The organism is Photobacterium sagamiensis (genome assembly GCF_050337085.1).
Taxonomy (GTDB): domain Bacteria; phylum Pseudomonadota; class Gammaproteobacteria; order Enterobacterales; family Vibrionaceae; genus Photobacterium; species Photobacterium sagamiensis.
In genome coordinates this window covers 27,741-52,601 of sequence record NZ_JAKJSP010000017.1, presented here as the reverse complement: position 1 = coordinate 52,601, position 24,861 = coordinate 27,741, and the positions used below count along the sequence as shown (strand labels likewise).

General features: G+C 48.8%; 14 protein-coding genes. 9 read left to right on the top strand and 5 right to left on the bottom strand.

Annotated features, from left to right (window positions below):
* Nucleotides 1–48: 48 nt before the first annotated feature.
* On the bottom strand, nt 49–450 hold the full coding sequence (locus L4D76_RS07550) for a DUF3293 domain-containing protein (RefSeq protein WP_428440307.1): 402 nt from the start codon (nt 448–450) through the stop codon (nt 49–51).
* Nucleotides 451–843: 393 nt separating this feature from the next.
* Here L4D76_RS07550 and arcA point away from each other — a divergent pair, with 393 nt between their 5' ends.
* Nucleotides 844–1,563: a two-component system response regulator ArcA gene (gene arcA / locus L4D76_RS07545; protein ID WP_107284110.1), complete on the top strand. Its 720-nt coding sequence runs from the start codon at nt 844–846 to the stop codon at nt 1,561–1,563.
* 116 nt (nt 1,564–1,679) lie between these two features.
* On the opposite strand, the gene arcB is transcribed toward arcA, so the two are convergent.
* The 3 genes from arcB to mnmL form a co-directional block, all read right to left on the bottom strand.
* Nucleotides 1,680–4,037 carry an aerobic respiration two-component sensor histidine kinase ArcB gene (gene arcB, locus L4D76_RS07540; protein ID WP_428440306.1) on the bottom strand — a complete coding sequence of 786 codons (2,358 nt, stop codon included), beginning with the start codon at nt 4,035–4,037 and terminating at the stop codon, nt 1,680–1,682.
* A gap of 134 nt (nt 4,038–4,171) precedes the next feature.
* Complete coding sequence (locus L4D76_RS07535; protein ID WP_428440305.1) at nt 4,172–6,061, bottom strand: sensor domain-containing diguanylate cyclase; 1,890 nt, start codon at nt 6,059–6,061, stop codon at nt 4,172–4,174.
* Nucleotides 6,062–6,249: 188 nt separating this feature from the next.
* On the bottom strand, nt 6,250–7,194 hold the full coding sequence (gene mnmL, locus L4D76_RS07530; protein WP_428440304.1) for a tRNA modification radical SAM protein MnmL/YtqA: 945 nt from the start codon (nt 7,192–7,194) through the stop codon (nt 6,250–6,252).
* Nucleotides 7,195–7,897: 703 nt separating this feature from the next.
* Here mnmL and gltB (L4D76_RS07525) point away from each other — a divergent pair.
* The 8 genes from gltB (L4D76_RS07525) to L4D76_RS07490 all read left to right on the top strand — a co-directional run bounded on the left by gltB (L4D76_RS07525) (nt 7,898) and on the right by L4D76_RS07490 (nt 23,568).
* Nucleotides 7,898–12,445 (top strand): glutamate synthase large subunit, encoded by a 4,548-nt coding sequence (gene gltB / locus L4D76_RS07525; RefSeq protein ID WP_428440303.1) that lies wholly within the window; start codon nt 7,898–7,900, stop codon nt 12,443–12,445.
* A complete protein-coding gene (locus L4D76_RS07520) occupies nt 12,438–13,910 on the top strand; it encodes a glutamate synthase subunit beta (RefSeq protein ID WP_428440302.1) in 1,473 nt (490 codons plus the stop codon). The genes gltB (L4D76_RS07525) and L4D76_RS07520 overlap by 8 nt, the downstream gene beginning before the upstream one ends.
* 376 nt (nt 13,911–14,286) lie before the next feature.
* The gene (gltB, locus tag L4D76_RS07515; RefSeq protein WP_428440301.1) at nt 14,287–18,750 is read left to right on the top strand and encodes a glutamate synthase large subunit; all 4,464 of its coding nucleotides are present in this window, start codon (nt 14,287–14,289) and stop codon (nt 18,748–18,750) included.
* A 14-nt stretch (nt 18,751–18,764) separates the two neighbouring features.
* Nucleotides 18,765–20,177, top strand: coding sequence for an FAD-dependent oxidoreductase (locus tag L4D76_RS07510; RefSeq protein ID WP_428440300.1), 1,413 nt, complete (start codon nt 18,765–18,767; stop codon nt 20,175–20,177).
* A gap of 179 nt (nt 20,178–20,356) precedes the next feature.
* A complete protein-coding gene (gene mtnN, locus L4D76_RS07505; RefSeq protein WP_428440299.1) occupies nt 20,357–21,055 on the top strand; it encodes a 5'-methylthioadenosine/S-adenosylhomocysteine nucleosidase in 699 nt (232 codons plus the stop codon).
* Nucleotides 21,055–22,011, top strand: a complete 957-nt coding sequence (locus L4D76_RS07500; protein ID WP_428440298.1) for a cobalamin biosynthesis family protein — start codon at nt 21,055–21,057, stop codon at nt 22,009–22,011. Before mtnN ends, L4D76_RS07500 begins: the two co-directional genes overlap by 1 nt.
* The gene (gene btuF / locus L4D76_RS07495; RefSeq protein WP_428440297.1) at nt 22,012–22,836 is read left to right on the top strand and encodes a vitamin B12 ABC transporter substrate-binding protein BtuF; all 825 of its coding nucleotides are present in this window, start codon (nt 22,012–22,014) and stop codon (nt 22,834–22,836) included. It begins immediately after the preceding gene.
* A gap of 120 nt (nt 22,837–22,956) precedes the next feature.
* Nucleotides 22,957–23,568 (top strand): TRIC cation channel family protein, encoded by a 612-nt coding sequence (locus L4D76_RS07490; RefSeq protein ID WP_428440296.1) that lies wholly within the window; start codon nt 22,957–22,959, stop codon nt 23,566–23,568.
* A gap of 71 nt (nt 23,569–23,639) precedes the next feature.
* On the opposite strand, the gene tyrS is transcribed toward L4D76_RS07490, so the two are convergent.
* Nucleotides 23,640–24,827, bottom strand: a complete 1,188-nt coding sequence (tyrS, locus tag L4D76_RS07485; RefSeq protein WP_428440295.1) for a tyrosine--tRNA ligase — start codon at nt 24,825–24,827, stop codon at nt 23,640–23,642.
* Nucleotides 24,828–24,861: the final 34 nt, after the last annotated feature.

Here is a 24,861-nt window from a genome sequence, read left to right as displayed (position 1 = left end):
AGCACAGATACCTTTCACATAGAACGCCGTAAATAGATATGAGTTCCATTAAGTGTAGAAAAAGGCTGAAAATTCACCTAGTCTTTGTTTTTTAAAACCCTTAAGTAACACTGGCACCAGATATAACTGGTTGGCCTCAACCCAGTAGATAGCGTTTTGCTGCCATTCTTTGGCTAATAGATATGCCTGCTCTGCCCTTATATCGACAATATACCCCTCCTCTTCCCAACTACCATCCGGCGCGCAGCAACTCACAGGAAAATATGACACAGTTAACATCGCCAACTCATTTTTTAATAGTTTGTTACGTTTTTGATTGTCCAAACTATTAAGAACAATGCTTCTGGGATTAAATGCTGTTAGAATTGCAAAAGAATAGTAAACAGGGTGTTGCCCGGCTTTAAATGAAATGGTTTGATAGCTTCGCCACAGTGAGGCGTTTTTACACATCGCAGATTCAGTCAGTTAATGATGTCTCAATTTATCGCGAATGTTTATCAACCTGAAGATCCGTAATGCATCTTCACCAGATTTGATGTAAATCAAAAAACACCCAGAAAGCGGTATCGAAACAAAACCGCAATATTGTTAGCGAGCTGTTAAGTGCTTACAATCGTCGCCATCCCAGGGAGATTGTAGCCAATACCCGTAGAATATCGGGCCTTTCAGTCTTGTGATGACACAAAAACACACTGAATTTATGGATGGCATACCAAACAGGCTGCTTTACAGCGTAAAGAAAAGTATTTTGTCTAATACTTTGCCTGTATGTGAATTTTTTTTATAGAATTTAACTATTCTATTTTTGACCAGTTTTAGTTTTATTGAAATTAGGTACTGCCAATGCAAACCCCTCACATTCTAATTGTAGAAGACGAGCACGTAACACGTAACACCCTTAAAAGCATTTTTGAGGCTGAAGGTTACACGGTATTCGAAGCCAACGATGGCGCTGAAATGCACCAGATGCTTTCAGAGCACCATGTTCACCTGGTGATCATGGACATCAATCTTCCAGGTAAAAATGGCCTATTACTCGCACGTGAACTGCGTGAGCAAGGTGATATGGCATTAATGTTCCTAACGGGACGTGATAATGAAGTTGATAAGATCCTGGGTCTTGAAATTGGTGCCGATGATTACATCACCAAGCCATTCAACCCTCGTGAGCTGACCATTCGTGCGCGTAACCTGTTGACTCGTGCAATGAATCAAGGCCTGCCAACTGAAGACAAAAAGCTGGTAGAGCGATATGAGTTCAACGATTGGTCGCTAGAAATTAACAGCCGCTCTCTCGTCAGTCCAAATGGTGATCAGTTCAAACTGCCACGTTCTGAGTTCCGTGCCCTGCTTCACTTCTGTGAAAACCCGGGCAAGATCCAGACTCGTGCTGATCTGTTGAAAAAAATGACGGGCCGAGAGCTAAAACCTCATGACCGGACAGTTGACGTAACGATTCGTCGTATCCGTAAGCACTTCGAATCTGTTGCTGATACTCCTGAAATCATTGCGACGATTCACGGTGAAGGCTATCGCTTCTGCGGTGATCTCGGCGAAGAATAATTGGCATTGCAGCATGGTAAGACCCCTTACCCGTCAGCAACAACCAGTTAGATAGAAAAAAGGCTCCCGTGGGAGCCTTTTTAGCATTGTAAATTAGTATATTTGACTAGTCTTGATTATGCTTTCTTCTGCTGAGCAAGCCATTCCTTCAAGACCTGAATATCATTCAGATAACCATTTTTGATCTCATCAACCCAATCATTAATGTTCTCCCACCATGCTGGCAGCTCTGGCGACTGAGCCTTCTGCGCGACCTGCTGGATATGCTTTAAGCCAATCGAACCTGCCGCCCCTTTAATTTTATGGGCTTCAAATTTGATACCGTCTTTATCTTTCGCGGTCATATTAGAATCTAAGATCGCTATGTACTCCGGCATCATTTTTTCAAACATCGCGATACTCTCATACACCGGCTTTGAACCAACAATTTCGACATACGATGTGAGCATTTCCAGATCAAGCAGCTGGCTAATCATCTCATCACTCGGGGTGTCCGTCGCATCGTCATATGCAGGATCATCCGGCTCATCAAGGGAGCAAGTCAATACCAGACGTTGGATCACATCGGTTATTGCTTTAACGCTTAATGGTTTACTAAGAGCCTCATCCATGCCCTTATCAAGGTATTCGGCTTTGTCACTAATGACGTTAGCCGTTAATGCCACTAAAGCTGGCAAATGATCATACTTTTCACGCAGTGCCTGAGCAATATCAAAACCGGTCATATCCGGTAACTGGATATCGAGCAGCACCAGATCAAAGGCTTCAGGATCAAACAGCCGCAGGGCTTCATCGCCACGCATTGCAACCGTGACGTCATGACCAAGACTTTCAAGCAATGCCTTGGCAACCGTAATATTCAGCTCAATGTCTTCAACCATTAAGATATTTAAACTGCATTGCGGAACCACTGGCATCGCTTCTTCTTCGATGACGCTTTCCACCAGCGGAACACGAATGGTGACGGTAAACGTACTGCCTTCACCCACATCCGATGTCACGGTAATATCGCCCCCCATCAGATGCACCAGCTGACGCGATACCGCCAGACCGATTCCGGTACCCACCGCATGCAGGTTATCGTCACCCTCTTTGACCTGATAATACATCGCGAAAATCTTATCCAGCTCTGATACCGGAATACCGATACCGCTATCTTCTACCTCAAAGATGATCTCAGCCTCGTTATCGTGGAGCTCGCTACTGATCGACAGAACCACCCCACCTTCTTTGGTGAATTTGGTGGCATTACCGATCAGGTTCCACAACACCTGACGTAAGCGGGTACTGTCGACTTCAATGCAGGCAGGCAATTGCGTTAACCGCTCTAAATCAAAACGCAACCCTTTCTGCTCTGCCATTAAACTGGAAATATTTTCCATATCGGCAACAAACTCATGGAAGTCCAAGGGTTTAGGCAACAATTCTAAACGACGGCGATCCGACTTATCCATATCGATAATGTCATTAAAAATATTACCTAAGGTAATTGCACTGACATGAACGGTTCGCATGTAGCCTCGTTGCTCGTCATCCAGTTTCGTCTCCAGCAACATACGGCTTAGACCGACAATACCATTTAGCGGCGTACGTAATTCATGGCTAATGGTTGAAATGAACGCGGTCTTATCGCGGCTGGCTTTTTCCTGCGCGTCCTGATACTGCTTACGTTCGGTAATATCCCGGCCAAAGCCCATCAGGCCTAAACGACGTCCTTCACGACTGTAAAACGGGACTTTACGTAACTCAAATATCGCCTTTCCCCCGTCAGGGTAATCCAGCCACTGCTCATAAGTGAGAGAAACATTTTGCTGAAACACCTGCTGATCGGTTTCAGCTATTTTCGTCGCGACTTCTTTGCTATAGACATCCCACGGCGTCAACCCTACCAACTGTTTTTCTGTTTTGCCCGTCAGCTCTTCCATCGCCCGGTTACAACCGGAAAACTCGCCTTTTTCATTGCGGTAATAGATCAGATCCGGTGAAGCATCGAGGAATGACTTTACCAGTGCACTCTGCTCTGCCAGCTCAAGCTGGGCATTTTCACGCTGGTAGACCTCATTCTCTAAATCTTGCATTGCGAGCTGACGTGCTTCTTCCGCCTTCTCACGTTCTTCAATTTCCTGATTCAGCTGAGTAATATTGCTCTGTAGCTGTTTATTCAGCTGCATATCACGGGAGCGCATCTCTTCCAGCTTGGTCACGAGTTTGGACAGGCGCTGGCGGGAATCCTCTAACTGATCCACCACCACCGATAAAAAGTAAACCGCCCACGGCGTGATCAACAGACCGAAAAACACCGAACGGACAATATCAATGTCAAGCACTTCGCCCTGAAGCACTAAGGTCACCCCGACCTGAACCACCACGGCAAGAGCCACCAAGGCCAGCGCCAGTAACATACTGAACCGCACAATGCCTAACTTGACCAGCAAGTCGACGTAGAACTGAGCCAATACTTTGATTTGTTTCATTATTTAACCCGTAACCTAAAAGTGCTTCATTCGATAATATCGTGCGTAGTGACAGATCCAAAGGATAAGTCCCACAGTTATACTTTAATGTTGTTATTCCTGCCCAAAAAAGCCTGCAATCGCAGGCTTTAAAATCACATGTAGGCTACATTGTGTTGGGTATAATTACTGTCATTGTTCAATGCGTCGTTATCAGACAGGGACATGGTACAGTTACGCCCTGCGGCTTTTGCTTTATACATCGCAATATCAGCCATTTCGACCAGATCACCATAATCCTGTGAAGGCAGCGGGATGAGTGTTGCCACCCCAAGGCTAACCGTCAGATTCGTATCCACATCAGAATACTGATGAGTAATACCTTTGGCTGCCAGCTGCCGGTGAATATTAGCGGCCACGACTTCGCCGCCTTCTAAATCAGTGTTTGGCAGCAGGAAGGCAAACTCTTCCCCGCCGTAACGGGCAACCTCGTCAGTTTCACGATGTATGACACTGCGCAGCACTTTTGCCACTTCCCGCAAGGCAAAATCACCTTGCTGATGACCATAGTTATCATTAAACGCTTTAAAGTAGTCGATATCGCATAAAATTAACGTCAGCGACTTTTGTTCACGCACATGGTTATGCCACATTCTACGCAACAGCTCATCAAAACTACGGCGGTTGGCGACTTTAGTCAGGCTATCAACAAAGCTGAGCTCCTGGAGCTCCATGATCGCGTCAGCTAATTGTTGCTCCGCCATTTTACGTTCAGTGACATCACGCGCCATGAGCAATACACCCACAGATCCATCAGTTGGATCACAATAAGGAGATCTTGCGACTTCGTACCAAATCGGCGTTCCATCTTTCAGGATCACGTAATCTTCAGTCTTGCTGGTGACTCCTTTTTCCATCACCTCGCGATCGATATCTTCAAATATTTCCCATTTATCCGGTTCAAGCACATCAGAAGCCACTTTACCCAGCAACTCTTCCTGGGTGTAACCGAGTGAATGAGCAAACGGTTCATTACAACCGACATATACCCAATGTTCGTTATACAGACCGATAGGATCCTGGCTCGCACTTAAGATCGTATCCAGTAGGTTATTCCGCTGGGCAAGCGCTTGCTCTGTGACTTCCCGTTTCTCAATTTCTTGCTTCAGGCTTTCCTGCATCTCATGCCAGTCGGTCACATCATGGCTGATACTCAGGGTACCGATAGTTTCGCCATGATCATCAATGAGTAACGTCTTATTCGTTTCCAGTAGCCGACTTGAACCATCCGGCGAGGTCGTCCAGGTATGTGTCGAGTTATTGTCAGATAACGACGCTTCGCCTGAAAACGAAATTTCGTCACTGTCGATCAAGCCTTCATTAACGCGCCCGCGCCAGAATCGATCAAACGCTTTATTGGTTCCGAGAATATTGCCCGCGTTATCCTGAAAATAGACTAACTCAGAGAGTGAGTTAAGCACGCTCTGGAATACTCGCTGCTCTTGCTCCAGCTGGATTTGGGTTGACTGCTGATCTTGTGGTTTGAACAAAAACAGCATCCAGGCAGATTGCCATTTATAGCGAACCTGCTGACCTGAAACCTGTAACTTCAATGCCATGCGATCCGATAACTGCAGCACTTCACTTCTGCCTCGCCCCTTTTTGTCATTACTATAAGGGCGTAACAGATCGCAGATCATCTGGGGTTCGATATCATCCGGATAAAAATAGCTGCTACCGACTTTACGTGCTCCGATCAACTCCCGGCAGGTTTTATTGGCATATAACAGCGCGCCGTCTTTACTTCTGACGATCACGACCGCAACGGGCATATTTGTCAGAGTGGCATACATTTTTTTAAATGAAGAGGCTTCAATATTATGCCAGACGAGTACAAACACCGCGCAGCCCAGGACAATAAGCAGCACCATCAGAGTAAACACAAGGATCGGACTGGCCATCTCCGCAACAGAAAAAGCAGTCCAGCCTGGCGAAGGGCAGAGCAATAATGAAAAAAAGAGCAAACTACGATTGAAAAACACCATGCATTCCCGAGCAGCAATAACAACTCACCTGATCATATCATCAGGCATATGCAACCAACCAGACACAGCCACAAAGACAACAAGCTGTTATCAATCAGTTAATTGATGACGCCTGACTAATCTAACATAATTGCAGATGAGATGAATCGTTATACCAATCAAGACAATTATCTGATTGGTATTACCGGTCATGATTTTTTAGGTGTGACAGGCTGATAGACGAATGGCTGGTTCAATGCTGTCCCCTGCGCGCCGAACTGATCCAGATTCCGACCGATATCAGTCATCGCTAACCAGCGGTTTTCACACCACGTAGGGGCTAACAATGTGGGACGACGTGCGCTGGCAGAAACACGATGATAAACCACATCAGGAGGGGTCAGACGGATCATCTCAGAAGCAATATCGACATACTTTTCAAAGCTCAGCGCTTCAAGGCGACCGGCTTTCCAGGCTTGCCCCATTTTACTGCCTTCCACAATATGCAGCGGATGAAGCTTAATGCCATCAACACCGACGGCGATTGTGCGCCTGATGGTATCGAGGTTATCGTCTTTCGTATCGCCCGGCAGCCCGACAATTAAATGGGTACACACCTTGATCCCCAATGCACGAGCACGCTTTGTGACTTGCTCGTAGCAAGCAAAATCATGCCCGCGATTAATCCGTTTTAAGGTTTTATCGTTGGCAGTTTGCAACCCGAGCTCAAGCCAGATTTCATACCCTTGCTGACAATACCCCGCCAATAAATCTAACACCGCATCAGGAACACAGTCGGGGCGCGTACCTACACATAAGCCCACAATATCTGCAGCTTGTAATGCCTCTTCATACATATTTTTCAAAAGCTGAACTTCAGCGTAGGTATTGGTATAAGCCTGAAAATAAGCCAGATAACGCTTCGCCCTGTCCGTTTGAGCGGCACGTTGAGCAAGTTGCTGGCTTATCGGTAAGTACTGGGCTTGTTCATCAGCAAAAGAAGCCACATTACAAAAAGTACAACCGCCCCGTCCGATCGTGCCATCGCGATTTGGACAACTAAAGCCACCATGCAGGCTCAGTTTATGCACCTTCTCGCCATAGCGACGCTGGAGATCTTGTCCAAATGTATTGACTAATTCGTGCAGCTGCATCATTTCACCTAAGTTTTTATCTCTGTATGCGTTGTCGCATATTCTTAACAAGGAACACGCGGAATAACCTGCAACTATTTTGCTGGATTATTTTAAAGCCGCGCAGAGTAACATCACAGCCGCCACAGAATGTTGTGCCAAAGCAAGAAAAAAACGTATATACCCAAACCATCTCATGCCGGCTACGCATCGTATTTTTATTGTTGATAAAAAACCACAAATAGTATTCTTTACCCCCACCATAAAACCATGAAAAAAATAAGGGTTAGTTGGTGCTAAGGCCGGTCAGTATTCATAGTGAGAACCATTATCGAATATCTACTCATATTGAAACGGTTTAAATGCAGAGGATGGGGATTTAATGCCAATTTGGCGCTAATTTTTGTTGGTAATTAATGTATCAAAAATGTAGGATAGTTACACTTGTGTGCAAATTATGAACAACAAATGTGACTAAATCTCCTCTTAAAATAGTGATTTATGTCACCCATTTGGCAAAACTGCAGTGTTTTTGCATACCAGATCAAAAGCACTTCAGAATTTAGTTTGCTAATGAATAAGAACTTCATCCCATAGCAAACACGCATCTCATCAATGAGCCGGACAAGCCGTCCGCGTATAAAGCTCGATGAAAATGCGACAATAAGATTAGGGATAACCAAGCCTTTGGATAAGGGCTTGTTAAAACTGGAAGGATGTATCTATGACAGATCAAGAGCTTAACGCCCAGGGACTCTATGTGCCTGAATTGGAGCACGATGCCTGCGGTATCGGCTTTGTCGCCCACCTGAAAAACCGTAAATCTCACGAGATTGTAACTCAAGCCCTCGATATGCTCGCCCGTATGGAGCACCGTGGCGGCCAGGGTTGCGATCCATGCAGTGGTGACGGTGCCGGTATTCTTCTGCAAAAACCCCATGAGTTTTTATTAGAAGAAACTGTAAAACAAGGCATTAAACTACCGTCATTTGATAAGTACGGTGTCGGTGTTGTGCTGTTCCCTAAAGACGAGCACAAACGTCAGCAATGTCGCGATATTTTAGAGCGTAATGCAAAGCGCCTTGATCTTGAAGTGATTGGCTACCGTGTACTGCCGGTCGACAACTCAATGATCGGTGAAGATCCACTCAGCACTGAACCACAGTTTGAACACGTATTTATTACCGGCGGTGCTAACTTAGACCCTGCCGTGCTTGAACGTAAACTGTATGTACTTCGTAACTATACCGTTCGTGTTTGCCTCGAAAGCATTTCAAATATTGGCGATGACTTCTACATCAACTCATTGTCGTATAAAACCTTGGTCTATAAGGGTCAGCTAACCACTGAGCAAGTTCCGCAATATTTCTTAGACTTGCAAAACCCATCCATGGTTACCGCGCTGGCATTGGTGCATTCTCGTTTCTCGACCAACACCTTCCCAAGATGGCGCCTGGCTCAACCATTCCGTTACATTGCCCACAACGGTGAAATCAATACTGTTCGCGGCAACCTGAACTGGATGAAGGCACGTGAAGCCATTCTTGAATCTGACCTGTTCAGTCAGCAAGAGATCGACATGCTGCTTCCTATCTGTCAGGAAGGCAGTTCAGATTCATCTAACTTCGACATGGCGCTGGAGCTGCTGGTTCTTTCTGGCCGTAGCCTGCCACACGCATTGATGATGCTGATCCCTGAAGCGTGGCAAGAAAACAAAAACATGGATCCGAAACGCCGTGCGTTCTATCAGTACCACGCTAACGTGATGGAACCGTGGGATGGCCCAGCGTCTGTCTGTTTTACCGATGGTGTTCAGGTAGGTGCAACACTTGACCGTAACGGCCTGCGCCCGTCACGTTATACCGTGACCAAAGATGACTTCCTGGTGATGGCATCTGAATCAGGCGTAGTAGAGATTGAACCGAAAAATGTTCTGTACCGTGGCCGTCTGCAACCGGGCCGTATCTTCGTTGCCGATCTGGAACAAGGCCGGATTATTTCTGATGAAGAAGTCAAAGACAACATTGCGACAGCACAGCCTTATGAGCAATGGGTTAAAGACAACCTGCTGACTCTGAAAGCGCTACCTGAAGCTGATAACATGCACCACCAGCCAACACCAGAACGTCTTCTTCACCACCAGCAAGCGTTTGGTATGAGCTCTGAAGAAGTGAACGAAATCATCGTTCCTTTGGCAAAAGCAGGTTACGAGCCTCTCGGTGCAATGGGGGCCGACTGGCCACTGGCGATTCTTTCGCACCAGTCACAGCACCTGTCGAACTACTTCAAACAGCTATTTGCCCAGGTCACCAACCCGCCGATCGATCCGATCCGTGAGCGTATGGTGATGTCGCTGAACACTTACCTCGGTAAAGATCAGAATCTGCTGACAGAGACCCCCGAGCACTGCCAGAAAGTCGAACTGGAATCACCGGTACTATCAAACGCTGAACTTGAAAAGCTGCGAGCTATCGATAAAGAGCACTTGCAGGCTAAAACGCTGGATATCGTATTCCGTGCCAATGGTGAACAAGGCAAATTAGAACGAGCGCTAAAGCGTATTTGTCAGTACTCAGAAGATGCGGTGCTTGATGGCTACTCAATCATCATTCTGACTGACCGTGCAGTTAACTCAAACCATGCCGCGATCCCTGCGATGCTTGCGGTAGGCGCTGTGCATCACCACCTGATCCGCAAAGGTCTGCGAGCGAAGTGTGACATCATTGTTGAAACCGGTGACGCACGTGAAACGCACCACTTTGCCACCCTGGTCGGTTACGGTGCTAACGCGGTTAACCCGTACCTGGTAACAGAAACGCTGGTTGATCTGCAGAAAAAACGCAAGCTAGACCCTGAGTTGGCAACAGACGAGTTATTCAATAACTACCGTAAAGGTGTGAATGGCGGCCTGCTTAAGATCTTCTCGAAGATGGGTATTTCAACCCTGCAGTCATACCACGGCGCACAGATTTTTGAAGCGCTGGGGATCAGCAAATCTGTCGTTGATAAATACTTCACCGGTACGGTTTCCCGAATTCAGGGTCTGACCATCGATGACATAGCCCAGGAAGTACTTATTCGTCACCGTGTTGGTTACCCGACTCGCGAAATCCCAATTCAAATGCTGGATGTGGGCGGCGTCTACCAGTGGAAACAGCGTGGTGAAAAACACCTGTTCAACCCTGAAACGATTTCACTGCTGCAACAATCTACCCGCGGCAAAGATTACAGCCAGTTTAAAGAATACTGCCATGCGGTTGATTCTCAAGGTGACCATGCGGCAACCCTGCGTAGCCAGCTTGAGTTCATTAAAAACCCTGCAGGTGCGATTCCGCTGGCTGAAGTAGAACCAATCGAGAGCATCCTGAAGCGTTTCGCAACCGGTGCAATGAGCTTTGGCTCCATCTCGTACGAAGCACACTCTACACTGGCCGTTGCAATGAACCGCATCGGTGCGAAATCTAACTCAGGTGAAGGCGGTGAAGATCCGGATCGCTTCGAGAAGAAAGACAACGGTGACTGGGAACGCTCTGCGATCAAGCAGGTCGCTTCAGGTCGCTTTGGTGTAACCTCTTACTACCTGACTAACTCTGACGAAATTCAGATCAAGATGGCTCAGGGCGCGAAGCCTGGTGAAGGTGGTCAGCTACCGGGTGATAAAGTCGATGACTGGATCGGCGCTACCCGTCACTCCACTCCTGGAGTCGGCCTGATTTCACCACCGCCGCACCACGACATTTACTCAATCGAAGATTTGGCTCAGCTGATCTACGATTTGAAGAATGCTAACCGCAAGGGTCGCGTAAACGTAAAGCTGGTATCAGAAGCCGGTGTCGGTACGATTGCCTCCGGTGTCGCGAAAGCCAAAGCTGATGTCGTTCTGATTGCCGGTTTTGATGGTGGTACCGGTGCATCGCCAATCTCATCAATTCGCCACACTGGTTTACCTTGGGAACTTGGCCTGGCAGAAACTCACCAGACCCTGCTGAAAAACGGCCTGCGTAACCGTATTGTTGTTCAGTCAGACGGTCAGATGAAAACGCCGCGCGACCTTGCAGTAGCCACACTGCTGGGGGCTGAAGAGTGGGGTGTCGCAACCGCTGCATTGGTTGTTGAAGGCTGTATCATGATGCGTAAGTGTCATAAGAATACCTGTCCTGTCGGTATCGCCACTCAGAACAAAACATTACGTGAGCGCTTTGATGGTCGCGTAGATGATGTGATTACCTTCTTCCAGTACATGGCTGAAGGCCTGCGTGAAGTGATGGCAGAGCTAGGCTTCCGCACTATCGAAGAGATGGTGGGTCAATCTCACAAACTGAAAATCCGTGACGATATCGGTCACTGGAAATACAAGAATCTTGATCTGAGCCCTGTGCTATTTAACGAGCCGGCACGTGAAGAAGACGGGATCTACAATCAGCGTCAGCAAGAACATAACTTAGAAAATGTCCTTGACCGTAAACTGATTGAAGCTGCAGCGCCTGCTCTTTACGAAGGTAAACAAGTCGACGTTGAATTTGACATCATCAACACCGATCGTAGTACCGGTGCCATGCTGTCGAACGAGATTTCAAAAATCTATAAAGACCAGGGGTTACCACAACCAATGAACGTCAAGTTCAATGGCTCTGCGGGCCAGAGTCTTGGTGCCTTCCTCGCGAAAGGCGTGAAATTTGAAGTCGAAGGTGATGCCAACGATTACTGGGGTAAAGGTCTCTCTGGCGGAACCTTGGTACTTTATCCGAATACGAACTCCGACATTATCCCGGAAGATAACATCGTTGTGGGTAACGTCTGCTTCTACGGTGCGACATCCGGTGAATCATTTATTCGCGGTCTGGCTGGCGAGCGTTTCTGTGTCCGTAACTCAGGTGCGAAAGTGGTTGTTGAAGGTGTTGGTGACCACGGCTGTGAATACATGACAGGTGGTGTTGCCATCATCCTGGGCCAGACAGGGCGTAACTTCGCAGCCGGTATGAGTGGCGGTGTGGCGTATGTTTGGGACCAATTCGATGATTTCGAAACTAAACTGAATCCAGAGCTTGTCGATCTTGACCCGATTGAGCAAGAAGACCAAGACTTGCTCAAAGAGATGCTCACCAAACATATTGAGCTGACGGGTAGTACAGTGGCAGAAACTTTCCTGTCCAACTTTGAAGCGAACCTTCAAAAAATGGTGAAAGTGATGCCTAGGGATTACAAAGCTGTACTGCAACAGCGTAAAGCTGATGCAGAAAACAAGGAAGAGTTGGAGGCCGTAAATGGGTAAGCCTACAGGATTTTTAGAAGTTGGCCGTGAACTGCCACAAAAGTTAGATCCAAGCGTTCGTATTCAAGACAACAAAGAGTTTGTCTTGAATAAAGAGTTTGGCGCTAAGATCAACAAACAAGCATCACGTTGCATGGATTGCGGTGTGCCTTTCTGTCATAACTCATGCCCGATTGGCAACATCATTCCCGAATTCAATGATGCGGTTTATCGTGACAGCTGGGAAGAAGCCTGGAACATTCTAAGTTCTACCAATAACTTTCCTGAATTTACCGGTCGTGTATGCCCGGCCCCTTGTGAAAGTGGCTGCGTATTGGGGATTAACCAAGACCCGATCACTATCTGTAATATTGAAAAAACAATCGTCGAGACGGCGTATCGCGAAGGATACGCTAAGCCGAAAATACCACGTTCCCGTACCGGTAAAACCATTGCGATTATCGGTTCAGGCCCGGCCGGTTTGTCAGCTGCTGAACAGCTGAACAGTGCAGGTCACTGCGTCACGGTGTTTGAGCGTGATGAAAAAGTCGGCGGTCTGCTCCGTTTTGGTATTCCGGATTTCAAGCTGGGTATGGATATCATTGACCGTAAAATCAACTTAATGGCCGAAGCGGGAATTAAGTTCGAGGTCAACGCCCATATCGGTGTTGAGATTAACGCACAGCAACTTCGTCAGGACTTTGATGTTGTACTGCTAACGGGCGGCTCAACCGTACCACGCAACTTGCCAATCCCCGGCCGTGAGCTTAAGGGGGTTCATTATGCAATGGAATTCCTTGCGCAGAACAACCGACGTGCCAACGACATGGATCTTAAGAGTGAAGAAATTCACACTAAAGGTAAGCATGTTGTGGTTATCGGTGGCGGTGATACCGGTTCAGACTGTGTCGGAACCTCTAACCGTCATGGCGCGGTAAGTGTTACCCAGGTCGAGATCATGCCGATCCCGCCAGAGAAGCGTCCAACCCATCAACCCTGGCCGTCTTACCCGATGATCATGAAAACATCCACTTCACATGAAGAAGGCTGTGAGCGTCATTGGAATATTCTGACTAAAGAGTTCATCGGTGATGAAGCCGGTAACGTGAAAGCCCTGCGTATTGCAGATATTCAGTGGCAGGAAGCGAAACCCGGTGAGCGTCCGGGCTTTGATGAAGTCGCCGGCTCTGAGCGCATCATTCCATGTGATATGGCGTTTCTGGCGATGGGCTTCTTACACCCGGAACCAACCGGTGTCTTAGCCCAGCTGGATATCAAACTGGATGAACGTGGCAATGTCGCAACAACAGGTTTTGCCACCAGCCAGAAAGGTGTCTTTGCTGCGGGTGATATGCGTACCGGCCAGTCTCTGGTTGTTCGCTGTATCAATGAAGGCCGTGAATGTGCCCGTGAAATTGATGACTTCCTGATGGGTAATACCAACCTGGAAGCGAAAGCTCATTCACTGATGCTGTCACGAGCCTGATCAGACATCTGATTGTACTTTATGTAAAAGCCAGCTCTTGTGAGCTGGCTTTTTTGTATACCAAACTGACGACTTGAGCTAATTAATGGATTTGGTATTAAATCTTCCTTTCCCTACCTAACACTCAGCCTTCTTCCCCTCTGAAAAATGTAAATGAAATACTAAATCAAACTTAGGCCATCAAAAAAAACAATGCCTAATAAGAAAAATCTGCTGTAATTACTGAAATAAAGACGGAATGTAATGGTTATTTGATCTTTTTGTAAATTGCCGTTAACTTGAAAGTTGCTGGAAGCAGAAATGACGATCAGGGAGGTTGTCATAATTATGCAGTAACACTGCTCAGCTGAGCTGGCGGAAGCAAGGGAGAGTTGCAATGACACTGTATGACCCAACGCTGGAAAAAGATAATTGTGGTTTTGGTTTAATTGCCCATATTGAGGGTGAAACCAGCCACAAACTTGTTCGTACCGCGATATCGGCATTGGATCGTATGACCCACCGTGGTGGTATCGCAGCTGATGGCAAAACCGGTGACGGCTGCGGTCTGTTAATGAAAAAGCCCGAGAGCTTTTATCGTATTGTGGCAGAGGAAAAAGGCTGGAAACTCGCACGCGAATTTGCGATCGGCATGCTATTTCTCAGTCAGGATCCAGTCAGAGCCGAACAAGCCCGTATCATTATCAACGAAGAACTCGCCAAAGAAACCTTATCAATTATTGGCTGGCGTGAAGTGCCAATCAACCCACGGGTATTAGGCCCCATTGCCACAGAATCTTTGCCTGATATTGAGCAGGTATTTATTAATGCACCAGCGGGCTGGAAGCCACGAGATGTCGATCGTCGCCTGTATATTGCCCGACGCCGCATTGAAAAACGTATTACTGACGATCCTGATTTCTACATCTGCAGCTTATCAACGCAAGTTACTGTCTACAAAGGCTTATGCATGCCCGCTGACTTGCCCAAGTTCTATACCGATCTCGCTGATTTACGCCTGGAATCATCCATTTGCCTGTTCCACCAGCGCTTCTCGACCAATACCCAGCCCCGCTGGCCACTGGCTCAGCCATTTCGTTACTTAGCCCATAACGGCGAGATCAATACCATTGCCGGTAATCGCCAGTGGGCGCGTGCACGCGCATACAAATTTGCTTCCCCCTTGCTGCCGGATCTGCAAACCGCCACACCGTTTGTGAATGAGACCGGCTCGGATTCTTCCAGCCTCGATAACATGCTGGAGCTATTTCTGGCGGGCGGTCTCGATCTGTTCCGTGCGATGCGCATGCTGGTTCCACCTGCATGGCAAAACCACCCGGATATGAAGCCCGAACTTCGCGCATTCTACGACTTTAACTCCATGCACATGGAGCCGTGGGATGGCCCGGCTGGTATCGTGATGTCAGATGGCCGTTATGCCGCCTGTAACCTTGACCGCAACGGTCTGCGCCCTGCCCGCTATGTGATCACCAAAGACAAGCTGATCACCCTCGCCTCAGAAGTGGGGATCTGGGATTACGCCCCTGATGAAGTGGCAGAAAAAGGCCGTGTCGGACCGGGTGAACTGCTGGTTATAGATACCAAATTTGGCAAGATCTGGCATTCCAATGACATCGATAACGAGCTGATGAGCCGCCATCCATACAAAGAATGGATGGACAGCCACGTCAAACGCCTGATCCCATTCAAAGAGCTGGGTGACGATCAGGTCGGCAGCCGATCCTTAGACGACCATGAACTCCAGACTTACCAGAAACTCTTCGGCGTTAACCGTGAAGAGCTTGATCAGGTATTACGGGTTGTCGGTGAAAATGGCCAGGAGCCGACAGGATCTATGGGGGATGACGCCCCGATGGCCGTACTGTCATCGAAAGAGCGCGCCGCCACCGATTACTTCCGCCAGATGTTTGCTCAGGTCACCAACCCGCCCATCGACCCTTTACGTGAGAAACACGTGATGTCGCTGGCAACCTGTATCGGCCGCGAAATGAACGTGTTCAGCGAAACCGATGGCCATGCCTATCGGGTGGCCTTCAATTCCCCCGTACTGCTGTACTCCGATCTGGTTCAGTTGCTCGAACTCGATAGTCAGTACTATCGCAACAGCATCATCGATATCAACTATGATCCGAGCGAGAAAAACCTCAAGCAAGCCATTAATGATCTGTGTGATCAGGCTGAACGCCTGGTACGCAGTGGTACCGTACTGATCGTACTGTCTGACCGCGGCATTGACCAGGACAAGCTGCCGATCCCGGCGGCGATGGCGGTGGGCGCAGTGCAAAACCGCTTAGTGGCAACCAATTTACGTTGCGATGCCAACATGATCGTTGAAACGGCGACGGCTCGCGATCCGCACCAGTTCGCAGTACTCATCGGCTTCGGTGCCACTGCGGTTTATCCATATTTAGCGTATGAGTCACTGGGGAAGCTCATCGACAGCGGTGCGATTACCAAACCCTACCGTGAAATAATGATGAACTTCCGCGACGGCATGAACAAAGGTCTGTACAAGATCATGTCGAAAATGGGCATTTCTACCGTCGCCTCTTACCGTTGCTCCCAGCTGTTTGAAGCGGTTGGACTGCATCAGGAAGTCATTGATCTGTGCTTTAAAGGCGTCTCAAGCCGCATATCCGGTGCCGGCTTCGAAGACTTCCAGCAAGATCTGTTTAACTTGTCTCGCCGGGCCTGGTTGAAACGCAAACCGATTGAACATGGTGGTCTGCTGAAATATGTTCATGGCGGGGAGTTCCACGCTTACAACCCCGATGTCGTCAGCACACTGCAAAAGGCGGTTAAAACAGGTGATTACCAGGATTACCTTTCGTTTGCCACTATCGTCAATGAGAGTCCAATCTCTGCGATTCGTGATCTGCTGAAGCTCAAAGAGCCAGAAAACCCGATCGAAATAGAGCAGGTTGAAGCTGCTACAGAGTTATATAAACGCTTTGACTCCGCGGCAATGTCAATTGGTGCCCTCAGCCCTGAAGCTCACGAATCCCTGGCAATTGCTATGAACCGCTTAGGCGGTTGTTCGAATTCGGGGGAAGGGGGCGAAGACCCGCGTCGTTTTGGTAATGAACGTAACTCTCGCATTAAGCAGGTGGCATCCGGTCGTTTTGGCGTAACACCACATTATCTCGTCAATGCAGACGTAATTCAGATCAAAGTTGCTCAAGGCGCGAAACCCGGAGAAGGTGGCCAGCTCCCTGGTCACAAAGTCACGACCGAGATCGCTAAACTGCGTTTTGCCGTACCGGGGGTCACCCTGATCTCCCCCCCTCCGCATCACGATATTTACTCTATCGAGGATCTGGCCCAGTTGATCTTCGACTTAAAACAAGTCAACCCAAAAGCTATGGTATCGGTCAAGCTGGTTTCTGAACCCGGTGTGGGCACTATCGCAACGGGTGTGGCTAAAGCCTATGCCGATCTGATCACTATCTCCGGTTACGACGGCGGTACCGGTGCCAGTCCGTTAAGCTCGGTGAAATATGCAGGTAGCCCATGGGAACTCGGCTTAGCCGAAACCCAGCAAGCGCTGGTCGCCAACGGGTTACGTCATAAAATTCGCCTGCAAGTTGATGGCGGCCTGAAAACCGGTCTCGATGTGATAAAAGCCGCCATTCTGGGGGCTGAAAGTTTCGGCTTTGGTACTGCACCTATGGTGGCTCTGGGCTGTAAATACCTCCGTATCTGCCACCTTAATAACTGCGCCACCGGGGTAGCCACCCAGGATGAGACGCTGCGCCGTGACTTCTTTAAAGGCCTGCCGGAGCAGGTGATGAATTACTTTATTGGTTTAGGCCAGGAAGTCCGTGAGTTACTGGCCCGGCTGGGGGTGGTGCAACTCACCGATCTGATCGGCCGCACCGATCTGCTCGCCGTGATCGAAGGGGTTACTGCCAAACAAAACAAGCTGGATCTGAGTGGCCTGCTGCATGCCCCTGCCCCCGTCGAAGGTAAAACCCTGTATTGCAGCGAACCAAACACCCCGTTTGATCCCGCGCAGTTAAGCAATACCCTGCTCACTGAAGCATTACCGGCGATTGAAAATCGCAGCGGTGCGGATCTGTTCCATAATATCCGCAATACCGATCGCTCGATTGGTGCCCGCCTGTCAGGTGAAATTGCCCTGCGCTATGGTAATCAGGGTATGGCCGCTCAGCCAGTCAACCTGCACCTGACCGGTACTGCGGGCCAGTCATTCGGCGTCTGGAATGCCGGCGGCCTGAACCTGTATCTGACCGGTGATGCCAACGACTACGTCGGCAAAGGCATGACTGGCGGTAAGATCGTTATCAGACCACCGGTGGGTTCCGCGTTTAAATCTCATGAAGCGACGATTATCGGCAACACCTGCCTGTATGGCGCAACCGGGGGCAAATTGTTTGCCGCAGGTACCGCCGGTGAACGATTCGGGGTACGAAACTCCGGCACGATAGCAATCGTAGAAGGGGCTGGCGACAACGCCTGTGAATACATGACGGGCGGTATTGTCGCGATTCTAGGTAAGACCGGGGTTAACTTCGGCGCTGGCATGACGGGAGGTTTTGCCTACATCCTCGATGAAGACGGTGATTTCGCAGGTCGGGTGAACCCGGAGCTGATTGATGCACTGCCGCTGGATAATCTGAAAATTCACCAGGAACACCTGCGGGGCCTGATTGATCGTCATCTGGAAGAGACAGGATCAAGCCGGGCTCAGGAGATCCTGGCAGATTTCGACCAGTGGATCCCTAAGTTCTATCTGGCAAAACCAAAGTCTGCCGACGTAAATACCCTCTTGGGTCATCAAAGCCGTTCAGCTGCTGAGCTGCGCGTTCAAGCACAATAAGGAAGGGAAACCGAATGAGCCAGAACGTTTACCAATTTATTGATGTCGAGCGCGTTGATCCGCCTAAAAAGCCGCTCAACATTCGTAAAATTGAGTTTGTCGAAGTCTACGAACCTTTTACTCCGCAACAAGCCAGTGCTCAGGCTGATCGCTGTCTTGATTGTGGTAACCCGTATTGCGAATGGAAATGTCCTGTACATAACTACATCCCGCAATGGTTAAACTTAGCCAATGAGGGGCGGATCCTCGAAGCGGTTGAACTGGCACACCAGACTAACACCCTGCCAGAAGTGTGTGGCCGGGTATGTCCGCAAGATCGGTTGTGTGAAGGTTCCTGTACCTTGAATGATGACTTTGGCGCAGTTGCTATCGGCAATATCGAAAAATACATTACCGATAAAGCCTTTGAAATGGGCTGGAAACCAGACAKGTCCCATGTTGAGTGGGTCGACAAAAAAGTCGCGATTATCGGTGCGGGTCCGGCCGGTTTGTCGTGTGCCGATATTCTGGTTCGCAACGGCGTTAAACCCGTGGTCTTTGATCGCTACCCGGAGATTGGTGGCTTACTGACCTTTGGGATCCCATCATTCAAACTGGAAAAAAGTGTGATGGCCAATCGCCGCGAAATCTTCACTGAGATGGGGGTTGATTTCCGCCTCAATACCGAGATTGGTAAAGACATCCAGATGAAACAGCTGCTCAGTGAGTATGATGCGGTTTTCCTGGGGGTCGGTACGTATAAAAACATACGGGCGGGTCTGGAAAATGAAAATGCCCAGGGCGTTTACGACGCGCTGCCATTCTTAGTTTCCAATGCCTTCCGGGTGATGGGCCTGAAAAGTGACGCTGACTATCTCGATATGAAAGGAAAACGGGTGGTCGTGCTCGGAGGCGGAGATACGGCAATGGACTGCGTGCGTACCTCTATTCGCCAGAACGCGAAAGAAGTGATCTGTGCTTATCGTCGCGATGCAGCCAATATGCCGGGCTCCAGACGTGAATTTAAAAATGCCCGAGAGGAAGGGGTTAATTTCATGTTTAACCTGCAGCCTCTGAGTATCCACATTAATGACCAAGGCCAGGTAACAGGCATTAACGTCGTCAACACAGAGTTGGGGGCGCCAGATGAAGCAGGGCGTCGTCACCCTGAACTTGTTGAAGGCAGCGAACACGTACTGGATGCCGATGTCGTTATTATGGCCTTTGGTTTCCAACCGCATGCCATGCCTTGGCTGGAAAACTTTAATGTCGAATTGGATCAAAATGGCCGGATCAAAGCCCCGGAAGAATCGCGCTATCAGTTCCAGACATCCAACGAGAAGATTTTTGCCGGTGGTGATGCAGTACGTGGCTCTGATTTAGTCGTAACGGCCATTAATGAAGGGCGTTTGGCGGCACAGGGGATCCTTGATTACCTCAACGTCTAACCCATGAATTAAAGAGCAAAGCTGTTCTCCACACGCTGTCCGGAAAATAACGAGAGTGCTATCCAGCCTCTCGTTTTTTGTTACTTCAACCTTTCCTGCTCCGTGTTACAATTACGCCCACTACCAATTTATTCGTTGCGACCCGCGCAACAAGTATTGACCAACAAGAGAACAGATTGATGAAAATCGGCATTATTGGCGCGATGGAGCAAGAAGTTGCCATCCTGAAAGAGCAACTGACTCACTCCGAAACCCACAAAAAAGCAGGTTGTACCTTTTACACCGGTACCCTGAACGGTGCTGATGTTGTCTTGTTGCAATCTGGCATCGGTAAAGTTGCGGCGGCCGTTGGTACGGCTGTTTTACTGGAAATTTTCCAGCCAGATGTCGTACTGAATACTGGCTCTGCCGGTGGTTTTGCCCCAAGCCTGAATCTGGGTGATGTGGTTATTTCAACGGAAGTACGTTACCACGATGCTGATGTGACGGCATTTGGTTACGAAGTCGGTCAGATGGCACAGCAACCAGCCGCGTTTACATCAGACGAAAAACTGATGAACTGCGCAGAACAGGCACTGGCGACTATGGGTGACATGCATGCGGTTCGCGGCCTGATCTGTACCGGCGATGCCTTTGTCTGCAGCGCTGAAAAGCAGAACTTCATTCGCCAGAACTTCCCGACAGTTATCGCAGTAGAAATGGAAGCCGCAGCGATTGCTCAGGCTTGTCATCAGTTTGAGATCCCTTTTGTGGTGGTTCGTGCCATCTCTGATGTGGCTGACAAAGAATCACCAATGAGCTTTGAAGAGTTCCTGCCACTCGCGGCAAAGAGTTCGTCAATCATGGTTGCTAAAATGGTTGAGCTATTGAATCAGTAATGACTGATACCCTGGCGCTCTTGCTTAATAACAGCTCCCTGCTTGCACTGTGGGGAGCGTTAGCCATTCATTGGTTTATTCCCATTCCCGCCGCGCTTCATCCTCTGCAGATCTGGCAACGTTTAGCGATTTTAATCGCAGATAAGGTGAATAACCCTAAAGATAATCGCCGCCAACGCTTACTTTCAGGCTTGCTGGCCTGGGCGCTGATGTGGGTCACGGTACTTATCTTACTCATTGCGCTTCACCAGCTGGTATGGATAGAAACTCTGTTTCAGTTAACCCTGTTATGGATGGCGCTTGATTGGAAAAACACCGCCAGACTCAGCAAACACTTTATCAGCGCTTACGCCAAAGAAGACAAAACTCGCTGTCGCCAGTTACTGGCCTATCCCCTCAATAGAAATACTGAGAACCTGTCATTACTGGGGCTGGGTAAGGCTGGCGCTGAAACGCAGATACTCAGCTATGGCCGCTTAGTTGCCGGGGTTTTATTCTGGTATGCCCTAGCTGGTGGGATCGGGGCTCTCTTATATCGTTTAGCCGTCAGTCTGGCTCGGTCATGGTCACCAAGCCGACATCAATATGATGTCTTTGGTCTTCCCGCAGTACGCATTCTTGCGATATTGGATATTGTACCACTGCGAATTTTAGCCTTGCTGATCAGTATTGGTCACAATGGGAAAACGGCATTACAAGGCCTGATGAAACAAGGGGAAGACTGGCTGCTACCCGGCCCCGGCTGGTTACTGATAGCAACCGGTCATAAGTTATCGTTATCACTGGGTGGACCTGCCATCTATGATGATAGAAAAAGGGAGCGCCCCCGTGTCGGTGGGAAAATCGCTCCGGCTGCATTTCATTTAGCCCAAATACAACAGTTGCTCACCAGTCGGCTGCTTATCTGGGTGATCATTCAAAGCGCCCTCATTTTCATATTTAAAGGAGAAATATAAGTGCGCCTGATCTGTCTCTGTTTACTATTTTTTTCAGCCATCAGTGCTGCCAACCAAGCTGTTGAGCGAGTCATCAGCCTGTCTCCCCACACGACGGAACTGGCCTATGCCGCAGGCCTTGGTGACCAATTAATCGCAGCCAGTGATTACAGCGATTATCCGGAAGCGGCCACCAAACTGGAACGGGTGGCCAACTACCGCGGCGTTAAACTCGAACGGATAGTCGCCCTGAAACCGGACCTGATCCTGGCCTGGAAAGGAGGAAACCCACCGCGGGAAATGGCTAAGCTAGAACAATTAGGTATCGAAGTTTATTACTCAAATCCCACCCAACTGGCAGATATTGCTGATACGATTGAGGCCCTTGGCCAGTATTCTGCCCAGCCAGAATACGCCGCCAAAACCGCAAATCAGTTCCGCCAGCAATTAACCGACCTTCAGCTTCAGCACCAGAACCTTCGCCCTGTTCGTTTTTTCTATCAGCTGAGCGCTTCGCCGATCATTACCGCGGCCAATGGTAGCTGGCCGACTCAGATATTTACCGTCTGTGGCGGGCAGAATATCTTCGGTGACAGTATTGCGACCTACCCACAAGTCTCTGAAGAGCAGGTGGTTACTCGCCAACCCGAGGTGATATTTGGCACTCCCCACTCAGGCACTGACACCCGTGTCTGGAATAAGTGGCAAGGCAAATTGCCTGCTGTGGATAACCAACATATTTTCACCTTGCAAGCTGATTGGTTAAACCGTCCGACCCCACGTTCTATCAAAGCCGTCCAACAGGTTTGCGAGTTGCTGGATAGCGTAAGAAAAAACGACTTGTAACAGGTTATCAACATTAGATGTGAATCGGCTCACAAAGCGATGTCACCAAGTTGAGCCTGTTTCATTTCCTCGTACAATCTCAGCCGGCTTCTCTCGCTCTCTTCTCCAATAGGTACAGACATGCTTATCTATATTCTCGATATGTTCGGCACTGCCGTTTTCGCTGCATCGGGTGTGTTACTGGCGGGCCGTTTACGAATGGACCCTTTTGGTGTGGTTGTACTGGCCAGTGTAACGGCTATTGGCGGTGGTACGATCCGTGATATGGCTTTGGGGGCAACCCCGGTATTCTGGATCACTGATACCAGCTACCTGTGGGTTATTTTGGTTACTTGCTTTCTCGCAATGCTGGCCGTCCGCCGTCCTAAACGCATGCCGTGGTACTTTCTGCCGGTCGCCGATGCCATCGGCCTGGCGGTGTTTGTTGCCATCGGAGTGGAAAAAGCCCTGCGTTTTGGTGCGTCACCTATGGTCGCGGTTATTATGGGGGTTATTACTGGCTGTGGCGGTGGCGTGATCCGTGATGTACTGGCCAGAGAAATCCCCATGGTATTGCGTACCGAAGTGTATGCTACAGCCTGTATTCTTGGCGGTATCATTCATACCGTAGGCTTGAACTTCCACGTTGATCCTGCGGTTGCAACTCTGGCAGGGATCATAACCACCCTGACGATTCGCCTTGCGGCAATCCGCTGGCATTTATCGCTACCAACGTTAGCCCTGCGGGGGTAAACCTCAATAAACATCCAAAAAAAAGGCGCTTTAAGCGCCTTTTTTCGATCAACAAGTCATCTCAGAAAGCATTACTTTAATGTGACACGTGCAAACTTACGCTTACCAACCTGATAAACCGCAGTTCCCGCTGCAGGTACCAGCTTAGTATCTTCGATTTTATCACCGTCGATTTTAGCCGCGCCCTGACGGATCATACGCATAGCATCAGAGGTTGAGTTAACCAGACCCGCATCTTTCAGTAGGTTACCAATCGCGATACCTGCTTCGAAATCGAATTCAGGCATTTCGTCTGGCATCGCACCTTTCTGGAAGCGATTGATGAACTCTTGCTCTGCCGCATCGGCATCCGCTTCAGAATGGAAGCGCGCAATGATTTCTTTCGCAAGGCGGATTTTAATATCACGAGGGTTCTGACCGTTCGCCATATCGACTTTGAACTGCTCGATTTCTTCGATCGGACGAAAAGAAAGCAGCTCGTAGTAATTCCACATCAGATCATCAGAGATAGACATGATCTTACCGAACATCTCGTTTGGCACATCAGCAATACCAATGTAGTTATTGGCTGATTTAGACATCTTCTTCTCGCCGTCCAGGCCAACAAGAAGAGGCATGGTCAGGACAACCTGAGGCTTCTGGCCATGGGCTCTCTGCAATTCACGGCCCATCAGCAGGTTGAATTTCTGATCGGTGCCGCCAAGCTCTACGTCCGTTTCCATTGCAACGGAGTCGTAACCTTGCAGCAGCGGATACATGAACTCGTGGATCGCAATCGGACGACCTTCGTTGTAACGCTTTTTAAAATCGTCACGCTCAAGCATGCGAGCAACCGTCTGGTTGGCTGCAAGACGGATTAAACCCTCAGCACCAAGATCAGATAACCATGAAGAGTTAAACTCGATTTTGGTTTTAGCCGGATCAAGAATTTTGAAAACCTGCTCTTTATAGGTTTCAGCATTCGCCAGCACGTCTTCGCGCGTTAGCGGCGGACGCGTCGTATTTTTACCCGTAGGATCGCCAACCATTCCGGTAAAGTCACCGATCAGGAAAGTGACGTCATGGCCGAGTTCCTGGAAAGTACGCAGCTTGTTAAGAATGACGGTGTGACCTAAGTGAATATCAGGAGCGGTTGGATCGGCACCTAATTTAATCCGTAAAGGACGGTTTTCTTTTAATTTGGCAATCAGCTCTTCTTCTGGAATCAGCTCATCAACACCACGCTTAATTTCAGCTAAAGCTTGTTCAATGCTGGCCATTCTTGTTCGCTCCCACAGAATTGGCAAAAAAGTT

Coding starts and splice junctions, on each gene's coding strand:
- L4D76_RS07550 (WP_428440307.1), bottom strand. CDS start 450: ATGTGTAAAAACGCCTCACTGTGGCGAAGCTATCAAACCATTTCATTT.
- tyrS (WP_428440295.1), bottom strand. CDS start 24,827: ATGGCCAGCATTGAACAAGCTTTAGCTGAAATTAAGCGTGGTGTTGAT.
- arcB (WP_428440306.1), bottom strand. CDS start 4,037: ATGAAACAAATCAAAGTATTGGCTCAGTTCTACGTCGACTTGCTGGTC.
- mtnN (WP_428440299.1), top strand. CDS start 20,357: ATGAAAATCGGCATTATTGGCGCGATGGAGCAAGAAGTTGCCATCCTG.
- gltB (WP_428440301.1), top strand. CDS start 14,287: ATGACACTGTATGACCCAACGCTGGAAAAAGATAATTGTGGTTTTGGT.
- arcA (WP_107284110.1), top strand. CDS start 844: ATGCAAACCCCTCACATTCTAATTGTAGAAGACGAGCACGTAACACGT.
- mnmL (WP_428440304.1), bottom strand. CDS start 7,194: ATGCAGCTGCACGAATTAGTCAATACATTTGGACAAGATCTCCAGCGT.
- L4D76_RS07500 (WP_428440298.1), top strand. CDS start 21,055: ATGACTGATACCCTGGCGCTCTTGCTTAATAACAGCTCCCTGCTTGCA.
- L4D76_RS07490 (WP_428440296.1), top strand. CDS start 22,957: ATGCTTATCTATATTCTCGATATGTTCGGCACTGCCGTTTTCGCTGCA.
- gltB (WP_428440303.1), top strand. CDS start 7,898: ATGACAGATCAAGAGCTTAACGCCCAGGGACTCTATGTGCCTGAATTG.
- L4D76_RS07520 (WP_428440302.1), top strand. CDS start 12,438: ATGGGTAAGCCTACAGGATTTTTAGAAGTTGGCCGTGAACTGCCACAA.
- L4D76_RS07535 (WP_428440305.1), bottom strand. CDS start 6,061: ATGGTGTTTTTCAATCGTAGTTTGCTCTTTTTTTCATTATTGCTCTGC.